This is a genomic window from Roseobacter sp. EG26, assembly GCF_049830555.1.
Lineage (GTDB): Bacteria > Pseudomonadota > Alphaproteobacteria > Rhodobacterales > Rhodobacteraceae > Roseobacter.
Window position 1 is genome coordinate 19,527 of record NZ_JBNBLH010000004.1, and the last position, 23,953, is coordinate 43,479.

Annotated in this window: 19 protein-coding genes and 1 tRNA gene; 9 read left to right on the forward strand and 11 right to left on the reverse strand. The window is 57.7% G+C overall.

Translation table 11 applies throughout. From position 1 onward, the window contains the following. Positions 1–197 precede the first annotated feature (197 nt). From ACOTTU_RS10155 to ACOTTU_RS10185, 7 genes are all read right to left on the reverse strand, one after another. Entirely contained in the window at positions 198–5,390 is a 5,193-nt protein-coding gene (locus ACOTTU_RS10155) for an NACHT domain-containing protein (RefSeq protein WP_425657793.1), read from the reverse strand. Between the two features lie 189 nt (positions 5,391–5,579). After that, positions 5,580–5,654: transfer RNA gene (locus ACOTTU_RS10160), tRNA-Phe, on the reverse strand. Positions 5,655–5,919: 265 nt separating this feature from the next. Next, on the reverse strand, positions 5,920–6,111 hold the full coding sequence (locus ACOTTU_RS10165; RefSeq protein ID WP_425657794.1) for a DNA gyrase inhibitor YacG: 192 nt from the start codon (positions 6,109–6,111) through the stop codon (positions 5,920–5,922). Next, on the reverse strand, positions 6,108–7,130 hold the full coding sequence (locus ACOTTU_RS10170; protein WP_425657796.1) for a ribonuclease E/G: 1,023 nt from the start codon (positions 7,128–7,130) through the stop codon (positions 6,108–6,110). Before ACOTTU_RS10170 ends, ACOTTU_RS10165 begins: the two co-directional genes overlap by 4 nt. After that, complete coding sequence (locus ACOTTU_RS10175; RefSeq protein WP_425657797.1) at positions 7,127–7,702, reverse strand: Maf family protein; 576 nt, start codon at positions 7,700–7,702, stop codon at positions 7,127–7,129. The genes ACOTTU_RS10170 and ACOTTU_RS10175 overlap by 4 nt, the downstream gene beginning before the upstream one ends. Positions 7,703–7,706: 4 nt before the next feature. Next, on the reverse strand, positions 7,707–7,925 hold the full coding sequence (gene infA / locus ACOTTU_RS10180; protein WP_005978431.1) for a translation initiation factor IF-1: 219 nt from the start codon (positions 7,923–7,925) through the stop codon (positions 7,707–7,709). Between the two features lie 79 nt (positions 7,926–8,004). Further along, positions 8,005–8,880: a carbon-nitrogen hydrolase family protein gene (locus tag ACOTTU_RS10185; RefSeq protein WP_425657800.1), complete on the reverse strand. Its 876-nt coding sequence runs from the start codon at positions 8,878–8,880 to the stop codon at positions 8,005–8,007. A gap of 179 nt (positions 8,881–9,059) precedes the next feature. On the opposite strand from ACOTTU_RS10185, the gene ACOTTU_RS10190 reads away from it, so the two are divergent. Continuing rightward, on the forward strand, positions 9,060–10,016 hold the full coding sequence (locus ACOTTU_RS10190) for a LysR family transcriptional regulator (protein ID WP_425658343.1): 957 nt from the start codon (positions 9,060–9,062) through the stop codon (positions 10,014–10,016). A 69-nt stretch (positions 10,017–10,085) separates the two neighbouring features. Further along, entirely contained in the window at positions 10,086–10,778 is a 693-nt protein-coding gene (locus ACOTTU_RS10195) for an NAD-dependent deacylase (protein ID WP_425657802.1), read from the forward strand. Positions 10,779–10,845: 67 nt separating this feature from the next. Here the strand turns inward: ACOTTU_RS10195 and rpmB are convergent, their stop codons facing one another. Both rpmB and meaB read right to left on the reverse strand, forming a co-directional pair. Continuing rightward, positions 10,846–11,145, reverse strand: coding sequence for a 50S ribosomal protein L28 (rpmB, locus tag ACOTTU_RS10200; protein WP_298920773.1), 300 nt, complete (start codon positions 11,143–11,145; stop codon positions 10,846–10,848). Positions 11,146–11,284: 139 nt separating this feature from the next. Further along, entirely contained in the window at positions 11,285–12,274 is a 990-nt protein-coding gene (gene meaB, locus ACOTTU_RS10205) for a methylmalonyl Co-A mutase-associated GTPase MeaB (RefSeq protein ID WP_425657804.1), read from the reverse strand. A 94-nt stretch (positions 12,275–12,368) separates the two neighbouring features. Here meaB and hrpB point away from each other — a divergent pair, with 94 nt between their 5' ends. Continuing rightward, the gene (gene hrpB / locus ACOTTU_RS10210) at positions 12,369–14,807 is read left to right on the forward strand and encodes an ATP-dependent helicase HrpB (RefSeq protein ID WP_425657805.1); all 2,439 of its coding nucleotides are present in this window, start codon (positions 12,369–12,371) and stop codon (positions 14,805–14,807) included. Between the two features lie 193 nt (positions 14,808–15,000). Further along, positions 15,001–15,456 carry an NUDIX hydrolase gene (locus ACOTTU_RS10215; protein WP_425657806.1) on the forward strand — a complete coding sequence of 152 codons (456 nt, stop codon included), beginning with the start codon at positions 15,001–15,003 and terminating at the stop codon, positions 15,454–15,456. A 7-nt stretch (positions 15,457–15,463) separates the two neighbouring features. Here the strand turns inward: ACOTTU_RS10215 and argF are convergent, their stop codons facing one another. Together argF and ACOTTU_RS10225 are read right to left on the reverse strand one after the other, a co-directional pair. Continuing rightward, positions 15,464–16,390: an ornithine carbamoyltransferase gene (gene argF, locus ACOTTU_RS10220; protein ID WP_425657808.1), complete on the reverse strand. Its 927-nt coding sequence runs from the start codon at positions 16,388–16,390 to the stop codon at positions 15,464–15,466. Positions 16,391–16,441: 51 nt separating this feature from the next. After that, on the reverse strand, positions 16,442–17,617 hold the full coding sequence (locus ACOTTU_RS10225) for an aspartate aminotransferase family protein (protein ID WP_425657810.1): 1,176 nt from the start codon (positions 17,615–17,617) through the stop codon (positions 16,442–16,444). Positions 17,618–17,874: 257 nt separating this feature from the next. Between ACOTTU_RS10225 and ACOTTU_RS10230 the strand changes: the two genes are divergently transcribed. The 5 genes from ACOTTU_RS10230 to ACOTTU_RS10250 all read left to right on the forward strand — a co-directional run bounded on the left by ACOTTU_RS10230 (position 17,875) and on the right by ACOTTU_RS10250 (position 23,937). Beyond that, on the forward strand, positions 17,875–18,777 hold the full coding sequence (locus ACOTTU_RS10230; protein ID WP_425657812.1) for a DMT family transporter: 903 nt from the start codon (positions 17,875–17,877) through the stop codon (positions 18,775–18,777). A gap of 111 nt (positions 18,778–18,888) precedes the next feature. Further along, the gene (locus ACOTTU_RS10235; protein WP_298920760.1) at positions 18,889–19,455 is read left to right on the forward strand and encodes a GcrA family cell cycle regulator; all 567 of its coding nucleotides are present in this window, start codon (positions 18,889–18,891) and stop codon (positions 19,453–19,455) included. Between the two features lie 145 nt (positions 19,456–19,600). Then, entirely contained in the window at positions 19,601–21,223 is a 1,623-nt protein-coding gene (locus tag ACOTTU_RS10240; protein ID WP_425657814.1) for a thiamine pyrophosphate-binding protein, read from the forward strand. Continuing rightward, positions 21,210–22,415 carry a CaiB/BaiF CoA transferase family protein gene (locus ACOTTU_RS10245; RefSeq protein WP_425657816.1) on the forward strand — a complete coding sequence of 402 codons (1,206 nt, stop codon included), beginning with the start codon at positions 21,210–21,212 and terminating at the stop codon, positions 22,413–22,415. Before ACOTTU_RS10240 ends, ACOTTU_RS10245 begins: the two co-directional genes overlap by 14 nt. Before the next feature lie 172 nt (positions 22,416–22,587). Beyond that, positions 22,588–23,937 (forward strand): tetratricopeptide repeat protein, encoded by a 1,350-nt coding sequence (locus ACOTTU_RS10250; RefSeq protein WP_425657817.1) that lies wholly within the window; start codon positions 22,588–22,590, stop codon positions 23,935–23,937. The last annotated feature ends 16 nt before the right edge of the window (positions 23,938–23,953 follow it).

A 23,953-nucleotide genomic window follows, 5' to 3' on the forward strand; every position in this document is an offset into this window, starting at 1 on the left:
GAGTTTTTGATAGTTGATCACATTGCTCACAGCATCCTTGTCTCGTTGCAACGAGTTGCAAAGTCTGATGCCGACCACTTACAAAGCTTCCAGCACAGCTCACGATGCGATTTGGTGCGTTGCAACGAGTTGCAATGACCTATTTGGCACTAACTGGCACTCATTAGAAAATTCAGGCTGGAGTTCCGATAGTCAGGCTAGTCATTCGAGGTCTTGGCACTCTCATACATAGAGTTCAGCCTCTCGAGCGGTTCACTGAGCCTAAGATCTGCAAGAAGTCGTCCAACTTGATCGAAATAGGTCTGATCGAACTCGCTCAAGTTTGCCTCCAGAATTTCGGCTGCCTGGGCTTCCCGTCCGAGATATCTATTCGCATAGTCGGCCAACCAATAGTGGTCTGGTTCTTTGGCATCCCTTGCTTTGCCGAACAATGATCGCGCAACTTCTAGGCAACCCATTTCGTAGGAGTATTCCGCCAAGCGTATCAGTTCTGAAGACGCCAAACTTTTGTCTTCTTGGATTTCATCGACATAGCTGAAAGCGGATTTCACCCCAATGGAAGCAGCGATATCCGTCGTAACATCTATTTTGTCGAAGACGTCATTCTCTTCGCTATTCAGAAAATCTGTGAGCTTTTCGGTAGCCGCGTCTAAACCAATTTCTTTCTGGACATAGAGGAAATCTTCGGAACGTAGGAAACGGTCAAATCTGTGCATCTTTTCCAACTGACAGCGCGATTGCTTCTTCATACCCAAGCGATCCAATAGCTTAGAAAATTCTATGACCTCATGACGCTTTAGTTCCGCCGCAAATAATGGTTTTAGAACGTTCTCCACGTCGGCTAGCCTGTTTATTCTGATCAAGAGATCGCCCAGCCCAAACAGCTCGCTAACTGACGGTTCATTCAACGCAGTTGTCTCTAGCAGTCCCTGTAGTGCCTCCTCGAAAGCCTCGTCATCAAAAAGATTGGAGGGCACCTTGTGAAGTGATCTTAGCGCGATTGTCTTGGCGCTAGTTGGCGCTATTTCCGCGTTTAAGACTTCGATGAGCGATGAGACAGTGCTTACGTCACCTTCAATAATGCGAAGATCTGCATCATAGAGCCCGCCCCAGTCCACGCCGTCTGGCCGCAGGAAGCTTTTTTCGACCTCGGTCACTCGGCGAGGAAGCCGGTGTGATGCACCGATGGCAGCGAAGGCTACCGGTATGGAATGGTGTTCCCACCTCGCAAATTGGTTTTTTTTGGCAAGCACCATCAAAACTCTAAGCGCTTCATCCTTGCAAAGCACGTCCGCGATCCTGACTGCAAGCGCTTGAATAGAAGATGTCTCTTCAAGCCACTCTAGAATGATTTCAGGGGTGCCTGACACACTCGTACATATGTGTTGCACAGCATCTTCCCGGCCAAGCTCATCGCAGAGCTCAAGTAGCTTCTCAGCCTCCCAGAAACCGAGCGTCTCAGACGCGAGCAACAAATCTACGATCTGGTTTGCATCCTCTTCTAATGAAGATCTTGCCAAGTCCCGCGCTAATTCGATCCTAGTTATGTCAGAGCATTCTGTGGTTTCGCCTGCTAGACCAAACAGCAACTCACGGCGTTCCTCGTCCTCGACGTTCTTGATAAGCGCAAGTCTGCATTCAACCGTCAACGTGGTATCATTGCTGAAACCCATGATAAGATTGTTTTTTTCGGCGCTAGCCTTCCGATCTTCCAGTGGCGAAGAAGCTCGCCGAAACAACTCAACATCGTTGTTTCGGCTTTGGTTCCATTCAACGCCCATGGAAGCCAGTCGCCATTGCAATGGCACATCAGTGTCAAAGACAAGCTGCCGCAACTTCGTTTCGGCAACTCCGCCAGGGTTGGCTTTTGACAGTTTCTGCAGCGCATGGATAGCGGTCGGCCAATCGCAGCGATTGGACGACGAAAAGTTAGTGATCTCTTCTTCTAGTGGCAGGGTGATCTCTTCGATGTAGTCCACACCACGGAGCAGGTCTGCACTCCAAAGATCGGGATTTTTTCTCAGCCGATCCACAATGATAGAATTTTGATACCCACTGCCATATGTGGAACTGAACCTGGATGCACACTGCGCGAAAAGCCAAGGGTCGGAAACGTGGGCTAGTAGGCCGATGATCTCATCGTTGAGTTCTTCCTCTTCTTCTTCAAAACCAATCGGCACGGGAGTGTGTTGGAGAACTCTAGCGAACTCAAATCGGCATTCGTCGCTTAAATTTTCGTCAGAGAACTTGTCCGAGATCAGTCGCCATGCAAGTTCTGCTGCTCCACCGCCATGCCTCACCAGTTTTTCGGTCAGTTGAGCGCGGAGTAAGTCATCTTCCCGCGATTGATCCAAGCAGCCTTCGACCACCGCCAAGTGCCGCCCATCTATCTCATACGCCTCTATAGCTGCGCCCAATCTATCGCCCAAAAGAAGGTCAGAGCTTTTAGACAGCGACAGTAGAATTTGGATCGCGTCATCAGCAAAACCGATACGTTCGAGCACTCTCGCAGACCACATTTTGTCATCAGCGGTCCATGTCCGAAAGCCCTTGAGCAGGCTTTCCCTGGCTAGCTTCCTTTCGCCGCAACGCGCTTGAATTTCGTAGTGCGTCGGCAGAAGCTTTTGGGCCGAAATTGATCGTAGTATTTGCAAGACGTCGTCGCGCCGTCCGTCGGCGATCAAACGATCTGTATAACCTAAACAAGCGTGCAGTTCATGACGATCAGAAATGCTCGCTTTTAGCGAGCTCAAGGTGTCTTCGACCGAGTGTTCGGAAAGGTTATGCACCTTCAAAAAATCAATGGTGAACCAGTCCGGCTTTTGCCTGAGCTTTGTCAGGTTTTCAGGCGATTTAAGTAAGTCTTCCACTTCTTTTTTGAAGCCAGCCGTCTCCATAGAAGACAAGATGTCCGCCATAGTGCGAGATCCCACCTCCTCCAGATCGAACATTTGGAGATAGTACCTCAACGCTTCTTCTGCCAATTCAATCGAAGCAAGCGTTTCACAGCTCCACAGCGCCGAACCGAGGTCCAGCCAACCGGTATGCGATTTTTTCCAACCGTCCGACAGACCCTTTTCTATCGGTGTTCGGATCAAAGGAATTGCGAACTCTCCAAACCCAAGTTTTACCGCTCTGCCAAGTGTATCGTCGTAGGCATCTTCCCCGGCTTTGTATTCGGCGATTACGTCCTTTAGCCGAGATTTGTCATCCTCTGTGCCAGTCAATTCCAGAGCGAAAACCGCCCCTTCGAAGCGTCCCTGAAATTCATCAGCTTCGAATGAAATCAGACGAAATGCCTCTAGTGCTTCAGCGATTGCACCCAACTCGTTGAGTTCTTTGGCAGCCGAGAGGCGATCATTCCAATAGGAGTGTTCGTCTGCAGCAATCTCACTCAGAAGATTGAGCGACTGATCTCTGTCGAAGTACCTAATGCAGCGGGCAGACAATACTCGACCTTCGAAAACCGCGCCCTCTACTCCCCTAGCCATATAAATTAGGTATTGCCGCGCTCGCTCTGAACGTGCTGCTAATTTTGAAAGCGTTGGTTCCGCTACTGGAACGACACCGCTTTCGCTATAGTCGCCAAATATCTGAGCCACAAAATCGTAGCAGGTTTGATCGTCTATGTTGTGACAAGTGCTTGCCAATTCCATCGCTCGTTCAAATCCTTCACCGGAGAGGCGCGATAGCGATTTAAGGCACTCAGCTAACTTTTCATCGCGAGCATCCCAGCACTCACAAAGTAACGAGATGGTCTCCCACCCCCAGTGGAAAGGATCGATTTCTTCCCAAACTCTTCGACCGGGTTGAAACTTCTCTGCCAAGTGCTTTGCCTTGAAGAAGCTTGCGAAGATTTCATGAGTGAACTGATTTGAAGACTTGAACCGCTTTATTAAACCGGAAGCGGTCAAAGCCTGCTGTCTCTCGTTCGCAGCATTGACAGCATCTGCTCCCCTCAACGGTATTAGGCGCACAGATTGATCTGTGCCGAGCGCTAGCTCTGAAAGCTCACGCAACAGATCTATCTCTGCATAGCCAGCCTTGGCCGAAGCTCTCTTCACAACGTCATCAACGAAGAAGTCTAAGAGCACATATCTTGAATTGAAGTCACCATACCCTTCCGTCACCAGATAGAACGCCAAGGCAAGGAACAGAGGCCGTTCAAGCATCTCATTGGCCAGCGACTTCTCAAGAGATGCTAGCAAGTCCTCTGCCTGTTGCTCCCCTTCCGAAAACAATTGAGCGGTTTGAAGTTGCCTCGTTCGATCAAAACCTTCGATTTGAAGGATGGTAGCAGGCTGACTTACTGGTACATCGACGACGCCTGGTCGCGTGAAGAACACGAAGCCAAGCTCTGCTTTCTTTGGGTGAAGGTTAGAAAAGGCATAGTCGGTCAAACGCAATCTGAGAACAGCACTATCAATCTCATCTAAACCATCAATGATTACGCACCAGTTCCTGTGATCCGTTTCGTTGGTTGCGCGGTCCAACAGGTTAATGAAGTTGTCCCAGCTTTGCTGAACAGTTTTGCCAGTGATAAATAACGGAAGCCATTGGTTGCTTTGATCGTAGTTGTCTACAATCTGATCTCCGTCCGGTATTCGGGCTTGGACAAGCATTTTGGCAGCGGTGCTTTTTCCGGCACCAACAGGGCCCTCAACCACTATGGGCGTTTGTGTTCTGCCTAGTCGTTCGACCAGACCATTGAAGTCGATCGCTTCACCAGTTTGCTCGGAGCCTTCAAACACCCTGAATTGCGGGGAAACTAGGTCATTCGCTGCTTGGTTTGCACCGATGAAGGCGTCGTTCATAAATCCTACGACGTTTCGCGTTAGCGCATCTTGTTCGCGAAGGAGTGCAACGAGCCTTCCCCAACGTTGCGTGCTTCTTGCCCGTGAGGCTTCAGTATGTTCGTAAACCCAATTTTGAATTTCTGGATGCTCATCGACAATTCGCTCGAGCGTTTCGTAGGCGAGGATATCTGCTTTCTTGACCCCAAGCTCCGTCTCGATTTCTCGGATTAACTCTCGATCCACGGAAGCTGGAAGCTGCCAAGAGGTGAAAAACAAGTAGTATTCACAATCACCATCTCCTACGAGCTTTTGGATTTTTGGATACTCTCCTCGAACAAGCGTTCTAAAATCACTTGCGCTGCAAATGGCCGTGTCGCTGCGTGTGTGTTTCGCTTGGAGAACAAACTTTCCCTGTAGGCCGATTTCATTTGGCCAGTCCAAAGCTTTACCCACAAACCGTGCATCACGTCCTTCATCTGGACCCTGTTTGAACTCAATGACGTGACCAATCAGTTTGCGAGCGACTAGCGCAACCAGATCTTCAAATTCAGTCTCTGAGTGAAGTTTATGAAAGTCGTACGGTCTGGTTCCCAATTTTCGTTCATTCAACCTTTTCTGTAATAGTCCACAAATTGCACGATACGCCCTTGGCTGAAAACCCTAGCAACAAGCTATCTGCCAATCAGATGAGCACATCGACCGAGAACGGGTGGACTGAGAGGTGGACAGGATCGCATGGACTTCCAGTAATACGCTGAAATTAAATATCTTTTTTATGTAAAGTGGTGCCCGGGGGCGGAATCGAACCACCGACACGAGGATTTTCAATCCACTGCTCTACCCCTGAGCTACCCGGGCATGGGTTGTCAATTGAATGACTGGGTGGGCGGTTTCTATGAGTTTGCCGAAGGGCTGTCCAGTGCCTTTTTTGCAAGAATTGCAAATGCCTGAGGATTTCCACATTGGTGAAACCTTAGTGGCTCTAGTGACGAAATTTATCCGACACGCGGCCAGATTGAAATCCGGGAACGATCCTGCGTCAATCGCCCGATCTGCCCATTCAAAACTTACCAAGGAACGGTCCTTCGACCCGGCTCAATACGTCGACGATTCCCGGTTCATTCTAGTGCGGTTTTGCCGGATTTCGCGCGGCTTCTTCCATTGCGTTTTCGATGTCATCGGCGTCGTCGGCGTCAACTGACGGGACAGCATAGCTGCCATTGAACCAGCGGGCGAGGTCCCGGTCAGCGCAGCGCTTGCAGCAAAATGGCCGGAACTCGATCTGTGTTTTCTTGCCGCAGATAGGACAACTCATCCCAACAGCTCCTGCAGGGGCAACCGTGCGCGCTTGCGTTGGAGTTCGTAGTGACCCAGCGGCGTCCAGCCGACCAAAGCGGTTTCAACATCATCCTGTTTGAAGTTCTGACGCAGCGCGGTCTCAAACGCGCGCCGGTCCTTTTTCGGCATGGGGGCAAGGTCGAGCACGATTTGCCCGCCCAAACCCTTGAGACGCAGCGCGCGGGGCAAGGCCTTGGCGCAGGCCATATTCGCCTTGATGCCTGCCGCCAGCGACGCATCGGCCCCTGTGTTTACATCGACCGCTACCAAGGCGCGTGTCGGCTCCACGAACAGATGCGCGCCGGCTTCCAGCGAGACCCGCGCACGACGCACCAAATCCAGTTCCTCAAGAATGCCATGGACATCAAAACTCCCGGGTTCGGTCACTACCTCAGCCGGTTCGACCCAATCGCGCCAAGCCAGAAGATGGGGCCCATCGCCTTCGGCCAGAACATCCATATCTTGGCTCTGATCTGAAAGGACACGCTGGGCCAGATCAGCCATCTGTGAAATATCGTCAGCAATCGCGTCGGTGTCAGCACCCATACAGCAAGACCTCAGGATCAGCCCTGTTTGGCTGCCCGGAAAGGTGTCATGCGCGATTTCGAGAAGCCGGTCGCGTTCATCCTCATCCTTGATGGAACGGCTGATATTGATGCCGGGCGCGCCGGGCGTCACGATCGCATAGCGGCTTTTGAACAAGAGCTTCTGCGTGACAGGCAAAGCTTTGCCGGGCTCGGCATATCCTGTCACCTGCACCAGCAGCGATTGCCCGGGGGAGAGCCCCTTGACCTGTCGCAGGAACGCAGGTCCGTCGGGTGTTTTAAGGAACATCCCGCCCTGCCCTTTGACCGGACGGTCGGCAATCGCACGGTAGATCGTTCCCGGGGCGGGCGCGTCTGCGCCAATCAGAAAATCTTCCAGACGTCCATCGACCATCAGGGCAGCGGCTTCGCGGCCCTCATAGTGATCCAGAATGATGCTACGCCCTTTCATCCGCCAGCCTCAACCCCAGACAGCCCTGCCGCGCGCAAAAGGTTTGCGGTTTCAGCCAGTGGCAAGCCGACAATGCCGGTGAATGATCCGCTGATCCAGGGGATTAATGCGCCTGCGGGCCCCTGAATGCCATAGCCACCCGCTTTGCCGCGCCAATCCTCGGTGTCGAGATACCCGTTCAACTCTGGCAACGAGAGGGATTTCATCCGCACGGTGCTCACCACATCTTTCTGCCAGACACTCGCACCCAAACGAACGGCTACCGCTGTGATGACACGGTGCCGCCGCCCCGACAGCAGCTTCAGAAAACCCGCCGCTTCATCCCGGTCTCGCGGTTTGCCCAGAATGCGCCGACCCAGCGCAACTGTCGTATCCGCGCATAGCACAATGTCGTGCGCATCAGCCGTCACCGCCTCAACCTTTTCGCGCGCAATACGCACACAATAAGGACGTGGCAACTCGCCTTTCAACGGGTCTTCATCAATGTCCGGCGCGCGAACAGCGTCCGGCACAACGCCGATTTGCGCCAGCAATTCCTTGCGGCGCGGCGATCCGGACCCCAGAATAAACAAGGGCTTATTTGAAGCGGTAGTTGATCCGACCCTTGGTCAGATCATAGGGGGTCATCTCGACCTGCACCTTGTCGCCAGCCAGAACACGGATGCGGTTCTTGCGCATCTTGCCTGCCGTATGGGCGATAATCTCATGGCCGTTTTCAAGCTCGACCCGGAATGTCGCATTCGGCAGGAGTTCCTTCACGACACCGGGGAATTCGAGCGTATCTTCCTTGGCCATGGTTTCTCCTTGATTGCACGCCCGCCATTTTGCGGACGCCGCTTAAATGCGCGCATTCCGGGGGTTTTTCAAGGGGGATTCAACGCATGTTCACAATTGGGGCCGCGTTTTCACGGCCTTTTTGCTCAGTCCAGTGTCGGCGGCCCAGGACCCTGCCATCCGTGCGCACATTGGCGATGGAGGCTAGGTCAATTTCTGCAAAGGTCCATCCCGGTGATCCAATCTCGCCCAAGGCAATGATTCCATCCGGTGGAAACCCAACATCCGGTGGGCCGAACACACCACCGGTGCCGGTTGTAATGTTGACCGCTTCGGACCAGGACGCCTCTCCCACAAGCGATGACATGATGGCCACGCATTGCGTCTCTAGCGCGCGGGCCATGGCCCCAATTCGGACCCGCCAATAGCCTGAGAGCTGCTCTGTGCAGGATGGCACCAGTAAGAGATCGCAGTCAGCGAGTGCGCGACCCAACAGTGGAAATTCGGCGTCATAACAGATGAGGACGCCGATTTTGCCCAGATCCGTATCGAAAATCTGCAAGGGGCCACCGCCCTGGATGCGCCACACGTCCCGCTCAAAACGCGTCATGATCTGCTTGTCCTGAACGCCTTTCTGACCACCCGGGGTAAAGAGCCTTGCGCGGTTCACCGGTCTGGTTTGCGTGGCTGCCGGACCGGAAGCTGCCAGAATATGCAGCCCATGCGATGCCGCCAGTTTCTGGTGCAGGGCATCCGCATCGGCCAGCCGGTTCGACACGGCGAAAAGCGATTGTTCCAGATCGGCGGCGACGTCACGCCCTGCAAGCGTGGCCAGTTCCATCGCCCCGTATTCGGGAAAAACCGCGAGATCCGCGCCCGCACGGGCCGCCTGCCCGACCCAGGTATCAAGCTTGTCTTCGTATTGTGCCCAAGAGGTCAGGAAATCCATCTGGTAGGCGGCGGTCGCAACTTTCATCCCTGACTCCGGTGTATTTTTGGCCATCGTGTTGAAAAACAGAAGCGCCCGCAAGAGCTTCCTGCCGCCCACCACAGATTTGCAATTTCTTCATCTATATGTCTCGAAACCGCTATATTCATCCAAGCATTCCTGGATTACCTTGAAAAAACCAAAACTGCGGGGAGCATGTTACGATGATGAAAGGGATCACGTTACGCGGCCTTGAAGTCTTTGAGGCCCTGGCGGCGTCGGGGTCGGTGGCGCAGGCGGCTGAGCAGACCGGTCTCAGTCAACCCGCGGTCAGCCAGCAGTTGCGAAACCTCGAAACGGCGCTCGAAACCGATCTGGTGGATCACGGACGTCGACCCATGCAATTGACCCCTGCCGGCACGCTTTTTCTGGCGCGTGCCGAGGCAGCGCTGGCGGAACTGCGTCTGGCGCAAAGTGAGCTGACGGTCATGGATCTGGCGCATGTCAGGTCCTTGAGTATTGGTATCATTGATGATTTCGACGACAACCTGACCCCTCGGCTCACCACCATTCTCGCGGATAGCCTGACGGGCTGCCAATTCCGAATGATCACCGCCTCCAGCAACGATCTGACCGATGCGATCGCCGAAAAGCGGCTGCACCTTGCGATTTCTGCCCACACCGGGCGCGCGCTGGACAATGTTGTGGAATACCCGCTGGCGCAGGATCCGTTCATGTTGGTTGTGCCCCGTGGCGCGCAGGTTGACGCCGACACCCTTCCCGACCCTCGGGGCCTGCCGTTTCTGCGTTACGACGCAGATCAGCTGATCCGACAACAGATTGAGGATCATCTGGGCCCCCATATCGAAGATCACCCCAAACGGTTTGAAATCGGCAGTCATCTGGCGCTCATGGCCATGGTCGCCCGCAAGATTGGTTGGACGATCACGACCCCGCTTGGCTATATGCGCGCCCACCGTTTTCACGAAAACATCACAGCGCACCCGCTGCCATATGCCCCCTTTTCGCGACGCATATCGCTCTTTGCGAGCGACGATTGGGCCGATGATGTGCCCAGAAATATCGCGGCGACCATGCGTCAGCTGATTGGTACGCAGATGATTGACCCGGCTTTGACCGAACTGCCCTTTCTGAGGGATCAGCTGCGCATCTTGCGCTCCTGACACCCATCCACTTTGACATCATCCGCCCGGCGCGGCATGAAAGCGAACGAGACTACAAAGGGCCTGCCCATGAAAAAGATCGTGATCCTCACCGGTGCCGGGATATCCGCGGAAAGCGGTCTGGGGACGTTCCGGGCCGAAGGCGGGCTTTGGGCGCAGCACAGGATCGAGGACGTCGCAACGCCTGAAGGCTTTGCCCGCAATCCCAAGCTGGTGGTTGACTTTTACAATGCTCGTCGCGCGCAGGCGGCGGAGGCCGCACCCAATGCTGGTCACCTGGCCCTGGCGAAACTGGAGGCCGAATTCGCAGGCGACGTCGTGCTGATCACCCAGAACGTCGATGACCTGCATGAACGGGCGGGCATGGCGCGTGTCATGCACATGCATGGGGCATTATCGGGCGCACTTTGTGCCGCCTGTGACCATCGCTGGCCTGCGCCCATGGTGATGGCGCCGGGCGATCCTTGCCCAAGCTGCGAAAAACCGACGGCCCGGCCAGACATCGTCTGGTTTGGTGAAATGCCCTACGACATGGACGAAATCTTTGACCATCTTGCCGGGGCGGATCTCTTCGCAAGCATCGGCACATCCGGAAACGTCTATCCAGCAGCGGGATTTGTGGCCGAGGCCAGACGCCACGGGGCGCAAACGGTCGAATTCAATCTCGAACCGTCGCAGGTCGGTAGCCAGTTCGACGATCTTCGGATCGGCCCTGCAACACAGACGCTACCCATTTGGGTTGATGAAATTCTTGCCGGATAGGCACCTCAAAAAAGAAAAACCCCACCTGAAGGCAGGCAGGGCAGTATTCTTGCATTTTCAGAAAAGTTTAGCTGAGCGCGTCGGCCGTGTCGGAGGCTTTCGCGATCGCTTTCTTGACCTTCAGAGCATTCGCCGACAGTTCACTGTCCTTGGCTTTTGCAAGGAACTTGTCCAAACCGCCGCGGTGATCGACCGTGCGCAAGGCAGCGGCGGAAATGCGGAATTTGAAAGCGCGGCCCAGTGCTTCGGATTGCAGGGACACATCATTAAGGTTCGGCAGGAAGCGCCGGCGGGTTTTATTGTTGGCATGGCTGACGTTGTTGCCAGTCATCGGGCCTTTTCCGGTCAATTCGCAAACGCGCGACATGGGGTCATCCTTTTTGTCTCAGGTCGCACCGGCGGTCCGGTAAACGACAAAAGGGGGCAGCCTCAGGCCACGCCCCTGAATTTCGTCTCCGCGCTTTAGTGGGAATCGCGGGGCTGGTCAACCCAAAGGGCATGCGATTTCACCGATTTGCCGCATCCCCTTGGGACAGCCCCTGCAGAAACTGCGCTGCCGCCGCTGCCGGGGCCATATCACCAGCGGCAACCTGACGGCTCAGCGTTGACAGCAAGGCGCGCGCCTGAGGGGTTTCTAGTTGTGACAGCAACGCATTTTTCACTTCCTGTTCAAACCAATACCGGGCCTGATCGGCACGCGTTGCTTCCCAGAAACCGTTGTCCTTCCGCCAATCGATCAAGGTATTGAGATCAGCCCAGACATCCGCCAACCCATTCTCCTGCAAGGCAGACACCATCATCGCCTTGGGATAGCCTTTCGGATCCTGCGGACGTTTGCGCAACAGCCTGAGCGCACCGGCGTAATCTGCGCAGGTGCGGGTCGCGGCGGGTTTGAGGTCGCCATCCGCCTTGTTGATCAGGATAATGTCAGCAATCTCCATGATCCCGCGTTTGACCCCTTGCAGCTCATCCCCGCCCGCCGGGGCCAGCAGCAACAGGAAGATATCCGCCATCTGCGCCACAACGGTTTCGGACTGACCGACGCCGACTGTCTCGATCAGGATGACGTCGAAACCTGCGCCTTCGCATAAGGCGACCGCTTCGCGAGACCGGCGCGCCACACCGCCCAGATGGGTCTGGCTTGGCGATGGGCGGATGAAGGCCCCGAGCGCACGAGACAGGCGATCCATCCGTGTCTTGTCCCCCAGAATGGAGCCGCCGGAACGGGTAGAAGAGGGATCGACCGCCAGCACTGCTACCTTCAGGCCCTTTTCCACCAGCATCATTCCGAAGCTCTCGATAAAGGTGGATTTACCCACGCCGGGCGTGCCGGAAAGGCCGATGCGTAACGCCTGACGGTCTTTCGGCAGCGCCTCCAGCATCTCCGCAGCCTGCGCCCGATGATCTGCCCGCGCACTTTCCACCAGCGTGATCGCCCGCGCCAGCGCACGGCGTTCGCCCTGTCCCACCCGTGCAGCCAGATCGGCGATGTCCATACGTTCTGCTCCCCTTCTTTCAGCCGGTTTTCAGGCACATGCCCGCATTTGTCCAGTGCTTGGCGCGGGCCATGCAATTCGCTAAGCACGGGCCATGGATGTCTCCCTTCCCATCGATCCTGTGTTGCCTGAGGTCATCGCGGCCCTGCGCGCGTCGCGCAGACTGGTCCTGCAGGCCCCCCCCGGCGCGGGCAAAACCACACGCGTGCCACTTGCGGTGCTCAGTGCCGGCCTGACCCGGGGCCGTATTCTCATGCTGGAACCGCGCCGCCTCGCAGCCCGTGCCGCAGCCGAACGCATGGCGGCAACCCTGGGGGAAAAACTCGGGCAAACGGTGGGCTACCGCATTCGCGGCACCACCAAGGTTTCCAAATCCACGCGCATCGAGGTGGTCACCGAAGGCATTCTGACCCGGATGATCCAATCGCAGCCCGATCTGCCGGGTGTCGGTGTGGTGATCTTTGACGAATTTCACGAACGTTCCCTGAATGCCGATCTCGGGCTGGCCCTCTGTCTCGATATCGCGGGCGCTCTGCGCGAGGATCTTTTGCTCATAGCCATGTCGGCCACCTTGGATGCCGACCCCATCGCCGAGCTGATGCAAGCGCCCATTGTCACGTCACTGGGCCGCGCCTTTGAGGTGACGCCCCACTGGCTGTCGCGCCCCGTCGCCAAAACCCAAAAGCTGGAGCAAGCGGTGGCTGATCTGACCCTCAAGGCGCTAGAGGAACATGAGGGCAGTGCGCTGGTCTTTCTGCCCGGTGAAGGTGAAATCCGCCGGACCGAAGCCGCTCTGCGACCACGTCTGCCATCTGGCACAAGTCTGCATCCGCTTTTTGGGGCGATGGCGTTCAAGGATCAGCGCGCGGCGATTGCGCCTGCCGCATCGGGGCGCAAGGTGGTTCTGGCCACAGCGATTGCGGAGACATCACTGACCATCGAAGGCATCCGTATCGTGGTCGACGCAGGCCGCGCGCGCCGGGCTGAATTTGATCCGGCCTCCGGCATGTCGCGCCTGATCACCACCCGCGTCACACGTGCCGAAGCCACCCAGCGGGCGGGACGTGCGGGGCGGGTTGCACCCGGTCATTGTTACAAGCTCTGGACCAAGGGAGAAGAGGGCGCGCTTGCCAGCCATCCCCCTGCAGAAATCGAGGTCGGAGATCTGACCGGGCTGGCGCTGGAATTGGCGATGTGGGGCAGCACTGCCGATCAGATGCAGTTTGTCACCCCGCCCCACGCAGGGCGCTTTGGGGAGGCGCAAACCGTGTTGCGCATGCTGGGCGCACTGGATGAAAAAGGTCGCATTACCTGCCACGGAAAGCAGATTTCACGACTTCCGCTGCATCCAAGACTTGCACATATGGTTGCAAGAGGTGGTGCTAATGCGCCATTACTGGCCGCATTATTATCCGAACGCGATATTTTACGAAATGCACCCACAGATCTGGCGTTGCGTCTGGAGGCTGCCAAAGACCCACGCCGATTTCAGGACAATCACCCCTGGGAACTTCACAAACCGACCCTCGCACGTGTCCATGAAGAAGCCAAGAGATTGGCCGCCTCTCATAAAGGCACTGGTCCGAACGCCACCGCGGTTTTGGCCGCTCTCGCTTATCCTGATCGCATTGGGCAGCGGCGTCCGGGCGAGGCGCCACGGTTTATTCTGTCGGGCGGCAAAGGGGCCGTGATGCCAGAGGCTGACCCCCTGGCCGCCACGCAATTTCTCGTCGCAACCGACCTTGACGGCGACCCGCGCGAGGCGCGCATCCGTCAGGCCGTCGCCCTGCATGTCTCTGAGCTGCGTGAAGCATTTGCGGATCAGATCGGATGGCATGACGTCTGTGAATGGTCGCGCCGCGATGGCCGGGTACTAACCCGTCAGCAGGAACGTTTCGGCGCGCTCGTTTTGGACGACAGGATCTGGCGCGATGCGCCCGCCGACGAAATTGCCAACGCCATGCTGACCGGCGTCCGGCAATTGGGGCTGCAACCCGACCCGAAAGCACAACGGTTTCTGGCCCGCGCGCAACTGATGCGACAGAATACGCCCGATTTCCCGGAGTTTTCAGACGCCGCCCTGCTGGCCACGCTGGAAGACTGGCTGCCGCCACATCTGCACGGCATCAAGACAACGCAGGACTGGAAACGCTTTGACCTTCTGCCCGCTTTGCAAGCCCGTCTGACATGGGACCAGCAACAGATGCTGGACAAAGCCGTGCCGCCTCATTTCACCACGCCGTTGGGTCGCAAGGTGCCGATTGACTATGCGGGCGCGCAGCCCCGCATCGCCCTGCGCCTGCAGGAGATGTTCGGTGTGACCCGCCATCCGACTGTTGCCGGAACACCGGTTCAGGTGACCCTGCTCTCTCCCGCCCAGCGCCCGGTGCAGGTGACTGAAGATATCCCGGGGTTCTGGGCCTCTTCTTATGCAGATGTGCGCAAGGACATGCGCGGTCGCTACCCCAAACATCCCTGGCCGGAAGACCCCACCGTCGCCGACCCCACCCTGCGCGCGAAACGTCGTAAATGACCCGCGCCCGCCCTGGGGCCTGAAGGTCGGCGGATAACCGCCTGAACCACAATCGTGTTTACCGAAAATTGTAATTTTGCTGAGAGGTTGGCGGGGCAGAAGGTGACAGGTCGCCCGCGCGCCCCGGCAACCCGGAGAGACGTGCAGGAGCAGCCACCCTGAGATGTAAAAACGGATTGAGGAAGGCAAGGTCATGCTCATCACGGAATTTTTGCAAAAGAAACGTCCCGAGCTTACCCCTCCGCCTTTTCAGCAACGACAGGTCGCCGCACTTTGTTATCGCAACACGGATACGGGCAAACGAATCTTGCTGGTGACAAGCCGTGGTTCCGGCCGTTGGATCCTCCCCAAGGGCTGGCCCATCGATGGCCTTGAAGATCCGGACGCAGCCCTTCAGGAAGCCTGGGAAGAAGCGGGCGTCAGAACGGCCTACGTGCGATCAGCGCCAGTCGGGCACTATGACACCCACAAAAAACTGGCGGGCGGAAAGGTGGCTTCCATCAAGACGCAGGTCTATATCGCACAGGTCGAGAGCCTCGCCGATGCTTACCCCGAAGATCACCAGCGCAAACGCCGGTGGTTCTCTCGGGATGAAGCGGCGCAGCAGGTCCGCGAACCGGCCCTCAAAGCGATCTTGCAGGCGTTCTGAACAGGGCTCAGACCTGCAAACACCAGCGCAGGATTGCCTTTTGTGCATGAAGCCTGTTTTCGGCCTCGTCAAAAATCACCGAATTCGGACCGTCCATGACCTCAGACGTGACCTCATCATCGCGATGCGCAGGCAGGCAATGCATAAAAAGCGCGTCCGATTTTGCCCTTGACATCAATGCACTATCGACACGGTAGGGGCGCAGCTGGTTATGCCGCCGCTCCTTGGCCGATTGTGCATCATGCATGGAAACCCATGTATCGGTCACCACCAGATCAGCGCCTGCGACCGCCTTGGCCGGGTCACGCTCAATCTCGACTTTGACCCCTTTGGAGCGCGCAAGATCAACGAATTCCCGCTCGGGGTCCAAGGTCGGCGGCCCGGTAAAGGTCAGATCGAACCCGAACTGGCCCGCCGCATGCAGGAAGGACGCACAGACGTTATTACCATCGCCCGACCAGACGACCTTCTTGCCCTTGATCGGGCCCCTGTGTTCCTCAAAGGTTTGCACGTCAGCCATGATCTGGCAGGGATGGGTCCGGTCGGTCAGCCCGTTGACCACGGGTACGGAGGCAAATTCCGCCATTTCGGTCAGTACCGCCTCGTCGAAGGTGCGGATCATGATGAGATCGACATAGCGGCTAAGCACGCGGGCGGTATCGGCGATGGTTTCACCATGCCCCAACTGCATGTCTGACCCGGACAACACCATGGTTTGCCCGCCCATCTGCCGTACACCCACATCAAAGGAAACGCGCGTCCGGGTGGATGGTTTTTCGAAGATCAGCGCGACCATGCGATCCTTGAGCGGCTGGTCGTCATCCAAGGCGCCGCGCGGGCGGCCCGCGCGCGCCGTTTTCATCGCAGCTGCGTTATCGATAATCTGCCGCAGATCGGAGGGATCCGTGAGGTGAATGTCGAGGAAGTGATTCATGTCATATTTCTTTTTTGGATTGAAAGAGGCCTAAACGCTCAAAACAAAGGATCAGGCGGCTGTCAGCGCCGTTGCAGCAGCATCCAGTCGCTCAACGGCTTCGGCAATTTCCGCCTCCTCGATGGTGAGCGGCGGCAGCAACCGGATGACATTATCCGCAGCCGGGACGGTCAGGACCCTTTCCTTGTAGCCGGCCTGCACCACATCTGTATTTGTTGCCTTGCATTTGATGCCCAGCATCAGGCCCGACCCACGCACTTCTTCGAAGACATCAGGATGCGCGGCAATCAGCCCTTCGAGCTTTTGACGCAGCAGGCCCGCCTTGCGATTCACCTCGGCCAGAAAATCCGGATCGGTCACGTGATCCATGACCGCGCAGCCCACGGCACAACCCAGCGGGTTGCCGCCATAGGTCGAGCCATGCGTGCCCAGCGTCATTCCGCTGGCAGCCTCTTCGGTGGCCAGCACCGCGCCGATGGGAAACCCACCGCCGATGCCCTTGGCCACCATCATGATGTCGGGCGTGATCCCGGACCATTCATGGGCAAAAAGCTTGCCCGTCCGTCCCACACCGCATTGCACTTCATCAAAAATCAGCAGGATACCGTTTTCATCACATAGATCGCGCAGACCTTTGAGGCATTGATCCGGCACCGGGCGAATACCGCCCTCCCCCTGCACGGGCTCAATAATGATGGCCCCCGTGGAATCCGATATCGCCGCCGTCAGCGCCTCGTGATCGCCAAATGCAAGGTGCGTGAACCCGGGCAGAAGCGGCCCGAACCCCTTGGTCATCTTCTCGGAGCCCGCAGCCGCAATGCCCGCCGAGGACCGCCCGTGAAAAGACCCGTTGAACGCGATGATTTCGGATTTTTCGGGCTGACCTTTTTCTGTCCAGTATTTACGCGCCATTTTTACGGCCAACTCGCAGGCTTCCGTGCCGGAATTGGTGAAAAACACCGTATCGGCAAATGTGTGCTCGGTCAGCTTGTCGGCCAAGGCCTGCTGTTGCGGGATTTGGTAAAGATTGGAGGTATGCCACAGTGCGCCCGCCTGATCGGTCAGCGCCTTGACCAGCGCCGGATGCGCGTGCCCCAGCGCGGTCACGGCAATGCCTGCTGCAAGATCCAGGAAACGTCGCCCATCCGCCTCGATCAGCCAAGTGCCTTCGCCTTTGACAAAGCTGAGCGGTGCGCGGGCATAGGTGGGCAGAAGGGTCGGGATCATCGGATCGTCCTTATCGGGGGTCTGCGGCAAGAGCACGGAAAGTGCATGAGGCTGGCAGACAGGTCAATATGTTTTGGAAGGGGTTTAATGCGCACAATTGGCGCAGGATCACGGGAAGCGGGATTAAGCGCTTGTGCGTCGTCGGAAAGAGATATGCATATGCGTGATCATGAGAGCGCAATAGACCAGTGGGCGCGATTTGCAAAGTGGTTTTTGACCACTTGCGGGCCCCCTTCAATCCGGTCATAGCCAACAGCATGTTCCAACCCAAAGCGCATAATCCCGGGCTGGCGGTTCTGCTGATGGTGACCGCCACCGCCTTCATTGCGGCCACTACGCTTTTTGCCAAGGCATTGGGCGGGCAGACATTGGGCCCTGCGCTGCACCCTTTGCAGGTCAGTCACGGCCGGTTTGTCTTTGCCTTGCTGGGTATTTCGGCGGCTGTCGCGGTGATGCGCCCGACACTGACACGACCCAGTTGGGGGCTGCATTTTGCGCGCACCTTCTTTGGCTGGGGTGGGGTCACGCTAATGTTCGCCGCGGTGACCTTCATTCCGCTTGCCGATGCCACGGCGATCGTCTTTCTCAACCCGGTGTTTGGGATGATCCTCGCGATCCCCCTGCTGGGCGAAAAGGTCGGACGCATTCGCTGGTCTGCCGCAACCATTGCCTTCGCCGGTGCCTTGATCCTCTTGCGCCCGACGCCGGAAAGTTTTCAGATTGCCAGCCTTCTGGCCCTTGCTGCGGCCCTGATCATGGGGTTCGAGATCATCTTCATCAAGAAACTCTCGGGTCGGGAGCTGCCCATTCAGGTCTTGCTGATCAACAACTTTCTGGGCGTGATGATTGCCTCCGTCGCCGTGCTTGGCGTATGGCAAATGCCAACGCCCGCACAATGGGCCATGCTCGTGGCACTGGGCCTCTGTATGGCGATGGCGCAGGCCTGTTTCGTCAATGCCATGGCACGGGCGGATGCCAGCTTTGTCGCCCCTTTCAGCTACGGCACGCTGATCTTTGCCACGCTCTATGACATCGCGTTTTTCGATCAGATTCCGGATGTCGTGACGCTCACAGGCGCTGGCATCATCCTGTCAGGCGGCGTATTGCTGGCCTGGCGCGAGGCGCGGCTACGACAGCGTGCGAAAAACACAACGTCATGATAGGGCGTTCACCGCTTGTAACTCCGCCCTTAGTGATTAAAATAGGGCGCTGACGAAATTGACAGGGCGGTCCTCAGACAGCGGGGCCGCTTTTAAATTAGGGAATGGCTGATGTCGTGGACTGACGATCGCGTGGAACTGCTCAAAAAGATGTGGGGTGAAGGACAATCCGCCAGCCAGATTGCCAAAGAACTCGGCGGTGTGACACGCAATGCGGTGATCGGCAAAGTGCACCGGTTGGGCCTGTCCAATCGCGCCACGGCTTCGGCCACCGCCAAGGCCGAACCCAAAGCCAAGGCCGCGCCAAAGGCCGAGCCCAAACCCAAGCCCGCGCCAAAACCGGCGGAACCTGCCTCCAAAGCACCCGCTGATGCGGCCCCCAAGCCGCTGCCTGCGCGCAAGCAGATCATTCCCGCAGGTCAACCCCTGCCCCCTCAACCCTCGGCCAATGAGATCAGCCCCGAAGCGCTTGCGAAAGTCTCCGAGATTGAGAAAAAGGCCAAGAAGCTGTCCCTGATGGAATTGACCGAGCGTACCTGCAAATGGCCCGTCGGCGACCCCGCGACGGAGGATTTCTGGTTCTGCGGCCTGCCGGTGCAGCAAGGCAAACCCTATTGCGAGGCCCATGTTGGCGTGGCGTTCCAGCCGATGTCCTCCCGGCGCGACCGCCGCCGCTGACTACTCAGACAATGCAAATCAAAAGCCGCCCCTTTTCGGAGGCGGTTTTTTTTCATGCTGAAACGTTTCGAACGCAATGGTGAATTGCACTGCGCTCTGCATCGGTTATGACCATGCGGAGTAATTTCTGGCAGGAGGGGCGCGCATGCCCACAGCGACAACCATTCGGGCGGCAGATGCCTTGGCACGGCGGCTCTATGCAGAAGGCTGCCGCTATGCGTTTGGCATGCCGGGCGGCGAGGTTCTGACGCTGGTCGACGCGCTTGAAGATGCGGGCATTCGGTTTATCCTCGCCAAGCACGAAAATGCAGCCGCTTTCATGGCCGAGGGTGCTTATCACCGAACGGGGGCGCCCGGCATTCTGGTGGCGACCGTCGGTCCCGGCGCGCTGAACGGGGTCAATGCCGTGGCCAATGCGCATCAGGACCGGGTGCCGATGATCGTGTTGGCGGGGGCCGTTGATGCCGATGAGGCGCAAAGCTACACCCATCAAGTGTTGGACCAACAGGCAGTATTCCGACCTATCACGAAGGCCAGCTTTTCGCTTGTGCCCGGTGCCGCGCACATCATTGCCGACAAGGCCATCGCCATCGCCACCGAGGGCCGTCCCGGCCCGGTTCATATTGACGTGCCAATCACCGTGGCCGACAGCCCGGTGCCAGCCGCAGCCCCGCCCAAACGCGCAAAGGCCTCACCCACCGCGCCGGGTGGGGTCGATTTGCAAACTGCCCGCGACTGGTTTGCAAATTCGCAACGCCCTGTAATCATTGCCGGTTTGGATGCAATGAACCAGAGCGCGAGTGACGCCCTGACCACATTTGCAGAGACTTTCAACGTTCCCGTTGTGACCACCTACAAGGCCAAGGGCCTGCTGCCCGAAGATCATGCCCTCTCCCTCGGGGGTGCCGGTCTGTCACCGCTGGCGGACCGGCATTTGCTACCCTTGATCGACGAGGCGGACCTGATCGTTTGTGTCGGCTATGACCCGATCGAAATGCGGGTGGGCTGGCGCAATATCTGGCACCCAGAGCAACAACGGGTAATCGACATTACGGCCGAGCCAAATCATCACTACATGCACCAGTCCAGCCTCAATTTCATCGCCGATTGCACGGCCAGCCTCGCAGCCATATCCGACGGGATCACGCCGCAAGCCACATGGCCCAATGGCGAGGTGGCAGCAACCAAGGCGGCTCTGGCAAGCGCCTTTCCAAGCGACGAGACATGGGGTCCTGCGGCCATCATGGATACATGCCGACAGGTGCTGCCGCGCGACACGTTGGCGACCGTTGACAGCGGCGCACACCGGATTCTGCTCAGCCAGATGTGGCAATGCTACGAGCCGCGCGGGCTGACGCAATCCACCGCCCTTTGCACCATGGGATGTGCCATTCCATTGGCCATGGGGACCAAATTGGCTGATCCAGACCGCCCCGTCATCGGGTTTTGCGGGGATGCGGGCTTCCTGATGGTCGCAGGCGAGCTTTCGACGGCGGCGGAACTGGGCCTGAAACCGATCATTCTGGTCTTTGTCGATGCCTCTTTGTCATTGATCGAGCTGAAACAGCGCTCCCGGCAGATGAAAAACCGCGGCGTGGATTTCGCCAAACATGACTTTGCCGCCATGGGCGTGGCCTTCGGTGGCGCCGGGCACACCGTGACCACCCGCGAAGAGCTCACAGGTGCCTTGAACACCGCCATGAACGCCGACACCTTTACGGTGATTGCCGCCGTCATTGACCGGGGGGCCTACGATGGCCGCCTCTGACACCCCCACCGCACTGGGCGGACTGGTTGTGCTCGATCTCAGCCGCATTCTGGCCGGACCCACCGCCACACAATTGCTGGGCGATCTCGGGGCCACGGTCATCAAGGTCGAAAACCCCAAGACCGGCGGCGATGACACCCGCGGCTGGGGGCCCAATTATGCCCTGGACCGGGATGGCAATCGCACGGACCTCTCGGCCTATTTCATGGCCGCCAACCGGAACAAACTGTCCATTTCGGTCGATCTTTCAACCGAGCAAGGGCAAGAAACCGTGAAGCATCTGGCCGCCCGTGCCGATGTAGTAATCGAAAACTACAAACCCGGCGGGCTGGACAAATACGGACTGGATCACGCCACGCTGCTCAAGGCGCATCCGGAACTGGTCTATTGCTCGATCTCCGGATTTGGCCAGACCGGCCCGAACCGCGACCAGCCCGGCTATGATCTGATGGCGCAAGGATATGGCGGGATCATGTCCCTGACGGGTGCGCCGGACGGCCCACCGATGAAGGTAGGCGTTGGCATTGCCGATGTCATGTGCGGCATGTATGCGGCCATCGGCATTCTGGCCGCCCTACGGCACCGCGACGCGACCGGCGAAGGGCAGCATATCGATCTGGCTTTGGTCGATGCGCAGATGGCCTGGCTGATCAATGAGGGCACCAATTTCCTGACTTCCGGGAAATTGCCGGAACGGCGTGGCAACGCCCATCCCAACATCGTGCCATACGATGCCTTCCCCTGCGCAGAGGGGCACTTCCTGCTGGCCGTCGGCAATGACGCGCAATTTGCGCGGTTTTGCGATGCTTTCGGGCTAGGGGAGCTACCGGCAGATCCCGATTACACAACAAACCTCGCGCGGATCGAGAATCGCGTTCGGCTGACGGAAATCCTGTCCGAGGCGCTAGCCCCCCTGCCACGCGACGAGATACTGGCGCGCTGTCATCGCGTTAAGGTGCCTGCGGGGCCTATTCATACCGTTGAAGAGGCCCTCACATCAGATCAGGCAGAGGCCCGCAACGCGGTTGTCTCCGTCGAAACGGCTGATACTGCAAAAGGCACAGTTTCCCTGCTGGGCAATCCGTTGAAATTCTCCCGCACGCCCGTGACTTACCGCCGCCCGCCGCCCCGGTTCGGGCAGGACACCGGCATGGTTCGTGAAATGTTTGGTATCAAACCCAAAGCGGATTGAAACAAGCGCCGCCCATCGGCCTTATTTCGCCTGTTTCGGGAGCGAAATCCTGAAACATAGGCAGAATCCCAACACGGCACTTCACGTTGGCGTGTAACGGCACGCCAGAACCTTCGCGGCCCCCGATATTGCGTTAAACAATTCCCAGTTTGATAAAAAAGGCGCGATCCCAATGATGTATGATATCTGTCACAGCCCTGTTACGCTTTCCACGCCAGAGGCTCTGGATGAATGGAACGGCATGATCCGCGCCTTTCTGGCGCATGGGACTGCGACGCCTACTCATTTGGGCGCGGTGCTGTCCAGCCATCCTGATTTTGCCATGGGCCATGCCGCGCGCGGGCTGTTTTCGCTGATGCTGGGCCGGGCGGAGATGGTGAGCGTCGCGCATGAGGCGGCACGGCATGCCCGGGAGGCGCAGGCCGCGACCTCCCTGACCCACCGCGAAGCGCTGTGGGTCAAGGCGCTGGAGCACTGGCTCGACGGGCGTCCGTCCGGAGCTGTTGCCGCCATGGAATGCGCTTTGGATGCCCATCCCGCTGATACGCTTTCGGCCAAAGTCAGCCACGCCATCCGTTTCATTCTGGGAGATGCCGCGGGCATGCGCCGCTCGATCGAGCGAGTTCTGGAGGCACATGGTTCCGATCACGCCTGCCGGGGATTCGCATTGGGATGTCACGCTTTTGCGCTTGAGGAAACCGGCGATTATGACCGCGCAGAGGCCGCCGGACGCGAGGGTCTGCTACTGGCCCCCGACGATTCATGGGGTCTGCATGCCATCACCCATGTTTACGACATGACCGCGCGCCCGGACATGGGCATCAAACTGATCGAAAGCCACGTAAACGCCTGGGATCATTGCAACAACTTCCGCTATCACGTCTGGTGGCACAAGGCGCTGCTACATATGGATCAGGGAGAAATGGACGTGGCCCTGGGCCTTTACGACGCCCAAATACGCGCGGATAAAACCGATGACTACCGCGATATTTCCAACGCAACCTCATTGCTGGTGCGGCTGGAGCTTGAAGGCATCGACGTCGGCCCGCGTTGGGAAGAACTCGCAGACCTCGCACAGAACCGCACAGATGACGGATGTGTCGTTTTCGCAGATTTGCACTATATGCTGGCATTGACGGGGGCTGACAGGGGGGAAGCCAAAGACGCCATGACACAACGTTTTGCCAAAGACGCCGCGAACACCGGCGAGATGCCGCAGCGCTATGCGGACCCCGGTGTTGCAGCGCTTTCCGGCCTCAACGCCTTTGCTGAAGGCCGTTATGACGCCGCCTTCGGGGATTTGATCGCCGCACGCCCGGCGATGCAGTCCATCGGCGGCAGCCACGCCCAGCGTGATGTCTTTGAACGCATCACCATTGATGCCGGTCTGCGCGCAGGTCGCTATGACCAGACAGAGGCCGTCATTCAAGACCGCCTGGCACGCCGTGCAGGCCGCCGCGACCGGTTCACCAACACACGCCTTGCCACCATCGATCAGGCTCGGCGCATTCCCGCACAGTAACGCGTTGCCCCTGATG

Coding starts and splice junctions, on each gene's coding strand:
- ACOTTU_RS10195 (WP_425657802.1), top strand. CDS start 10,086: ATGAAAAAGATCGTGATCCTCACCGGTGCCGGGATATCCGCGGAAAGC.
- ACOTTU_RS10245 (WP_425657816.1), top strand. CDS start 21,210: ATGGCCGCCTCTGACACCCCCACCGCACTGGGCGGACTGGTTGTGCTC.
- infA (WP_005978431.1), bottom strand. CDS start 7,925: ATGGCCAAGGAAGATACGCTCGAATTCCCCGGTGTCGTGAAGGAACTC.
- ACOTTU_RS10190 (WP_425658343.1), top strand. CDS start 9,060: ATGAAAGGGATCACGTTACGCGGCCTTGAAGTCTTTGAGGCCCTGGCG.
- hrpB (WP_425657805.1), top strand. CDS start 12,369: ATGGATGTCTCCCTTCCCATCGATCCTGTGTTGCCTGAGGTCATCGCG.
- meaB (WP_425657804.1), bottom strand. CDS start 12,274: ATGGACATCGCCGATCTGGCTGCACGGGTGGGACAGGGCGAACGCCGT.
- ACOTTU_RS10165 (WP_425657794.1), bottom strand. CDS start 6,111: ATGAGTTGTCCTATCTGCGGCAAGAAAACACAGATCGAGTTCCGGCCA.
- rpmB (WP_298920773.1), bottom strand. CDS start 11,145: ATGTCGCGCGTTTGCGAATTGACCGGAAAAGGCCCGATGACTGGCAAC.
- ACOTTU_RS10225 (WP_425657810.1), bottom strand. CDS start 17,617: ATGATCCCGACCCTTCTGCCCACCTATGCCCGCGCACCGCTCAGCTTT.
- ACOTTU_RS10235 (WP_298920760.1), top strand. CDS start 18,889: ATGTCGTGGACTGACGATCGCGTGGAACTGCTCAAAAAGATGTGGGGT.
- ACOTTU_RS10230 (WP_425657812.1), top strand. CDS start 17,875: ATGTTCCAACCCAAAGCGCATAATCCCGGGCTGGCGGTTCTGCTGATG.
- ACOTTU_RS10250 (WP_425657817.1), top strand. CDS start 22,588: ATGATGTATGATATCTGTCACAGCCCTGTTACGCTTTCCACGCCAGAG.
- ACOTTU_RS10215 (WP_425657806.1), top strand. CDS start 15,001: ATGCTCATCACGGAATTTTTGCAAAAGAAACGTCCCGAGCTTACCCCT.
- ACOTTU_RS10240 (WP_425657814.1), top strand. CDS start 19,601: ATGCCCACAGCGACAACCATTCGGGCGGCAGATGCCTTGGCACGGCGG.
- ACOTTU_RS10170 (WP_425657796.1), bottom strand. CDS start 7,130: ATGAAAGGGCGTAGCATCATTCTGGATCACTATGAGGGCCGCGAAGCC.
- argF (WP_425657808.1), bottom strand. CDS start 16,390: ATGAATCACTTCCTCGACATTCACCTCACGGATCCCTCCGATCTGCGG.
- ACOTTU_RS10185 (WP_425657800.1), bottom strand. CDS start 8,880: ATGAAAGTTGCGACCGCCGCCTACCAGATGGATTTCCTGACCTCTTGG.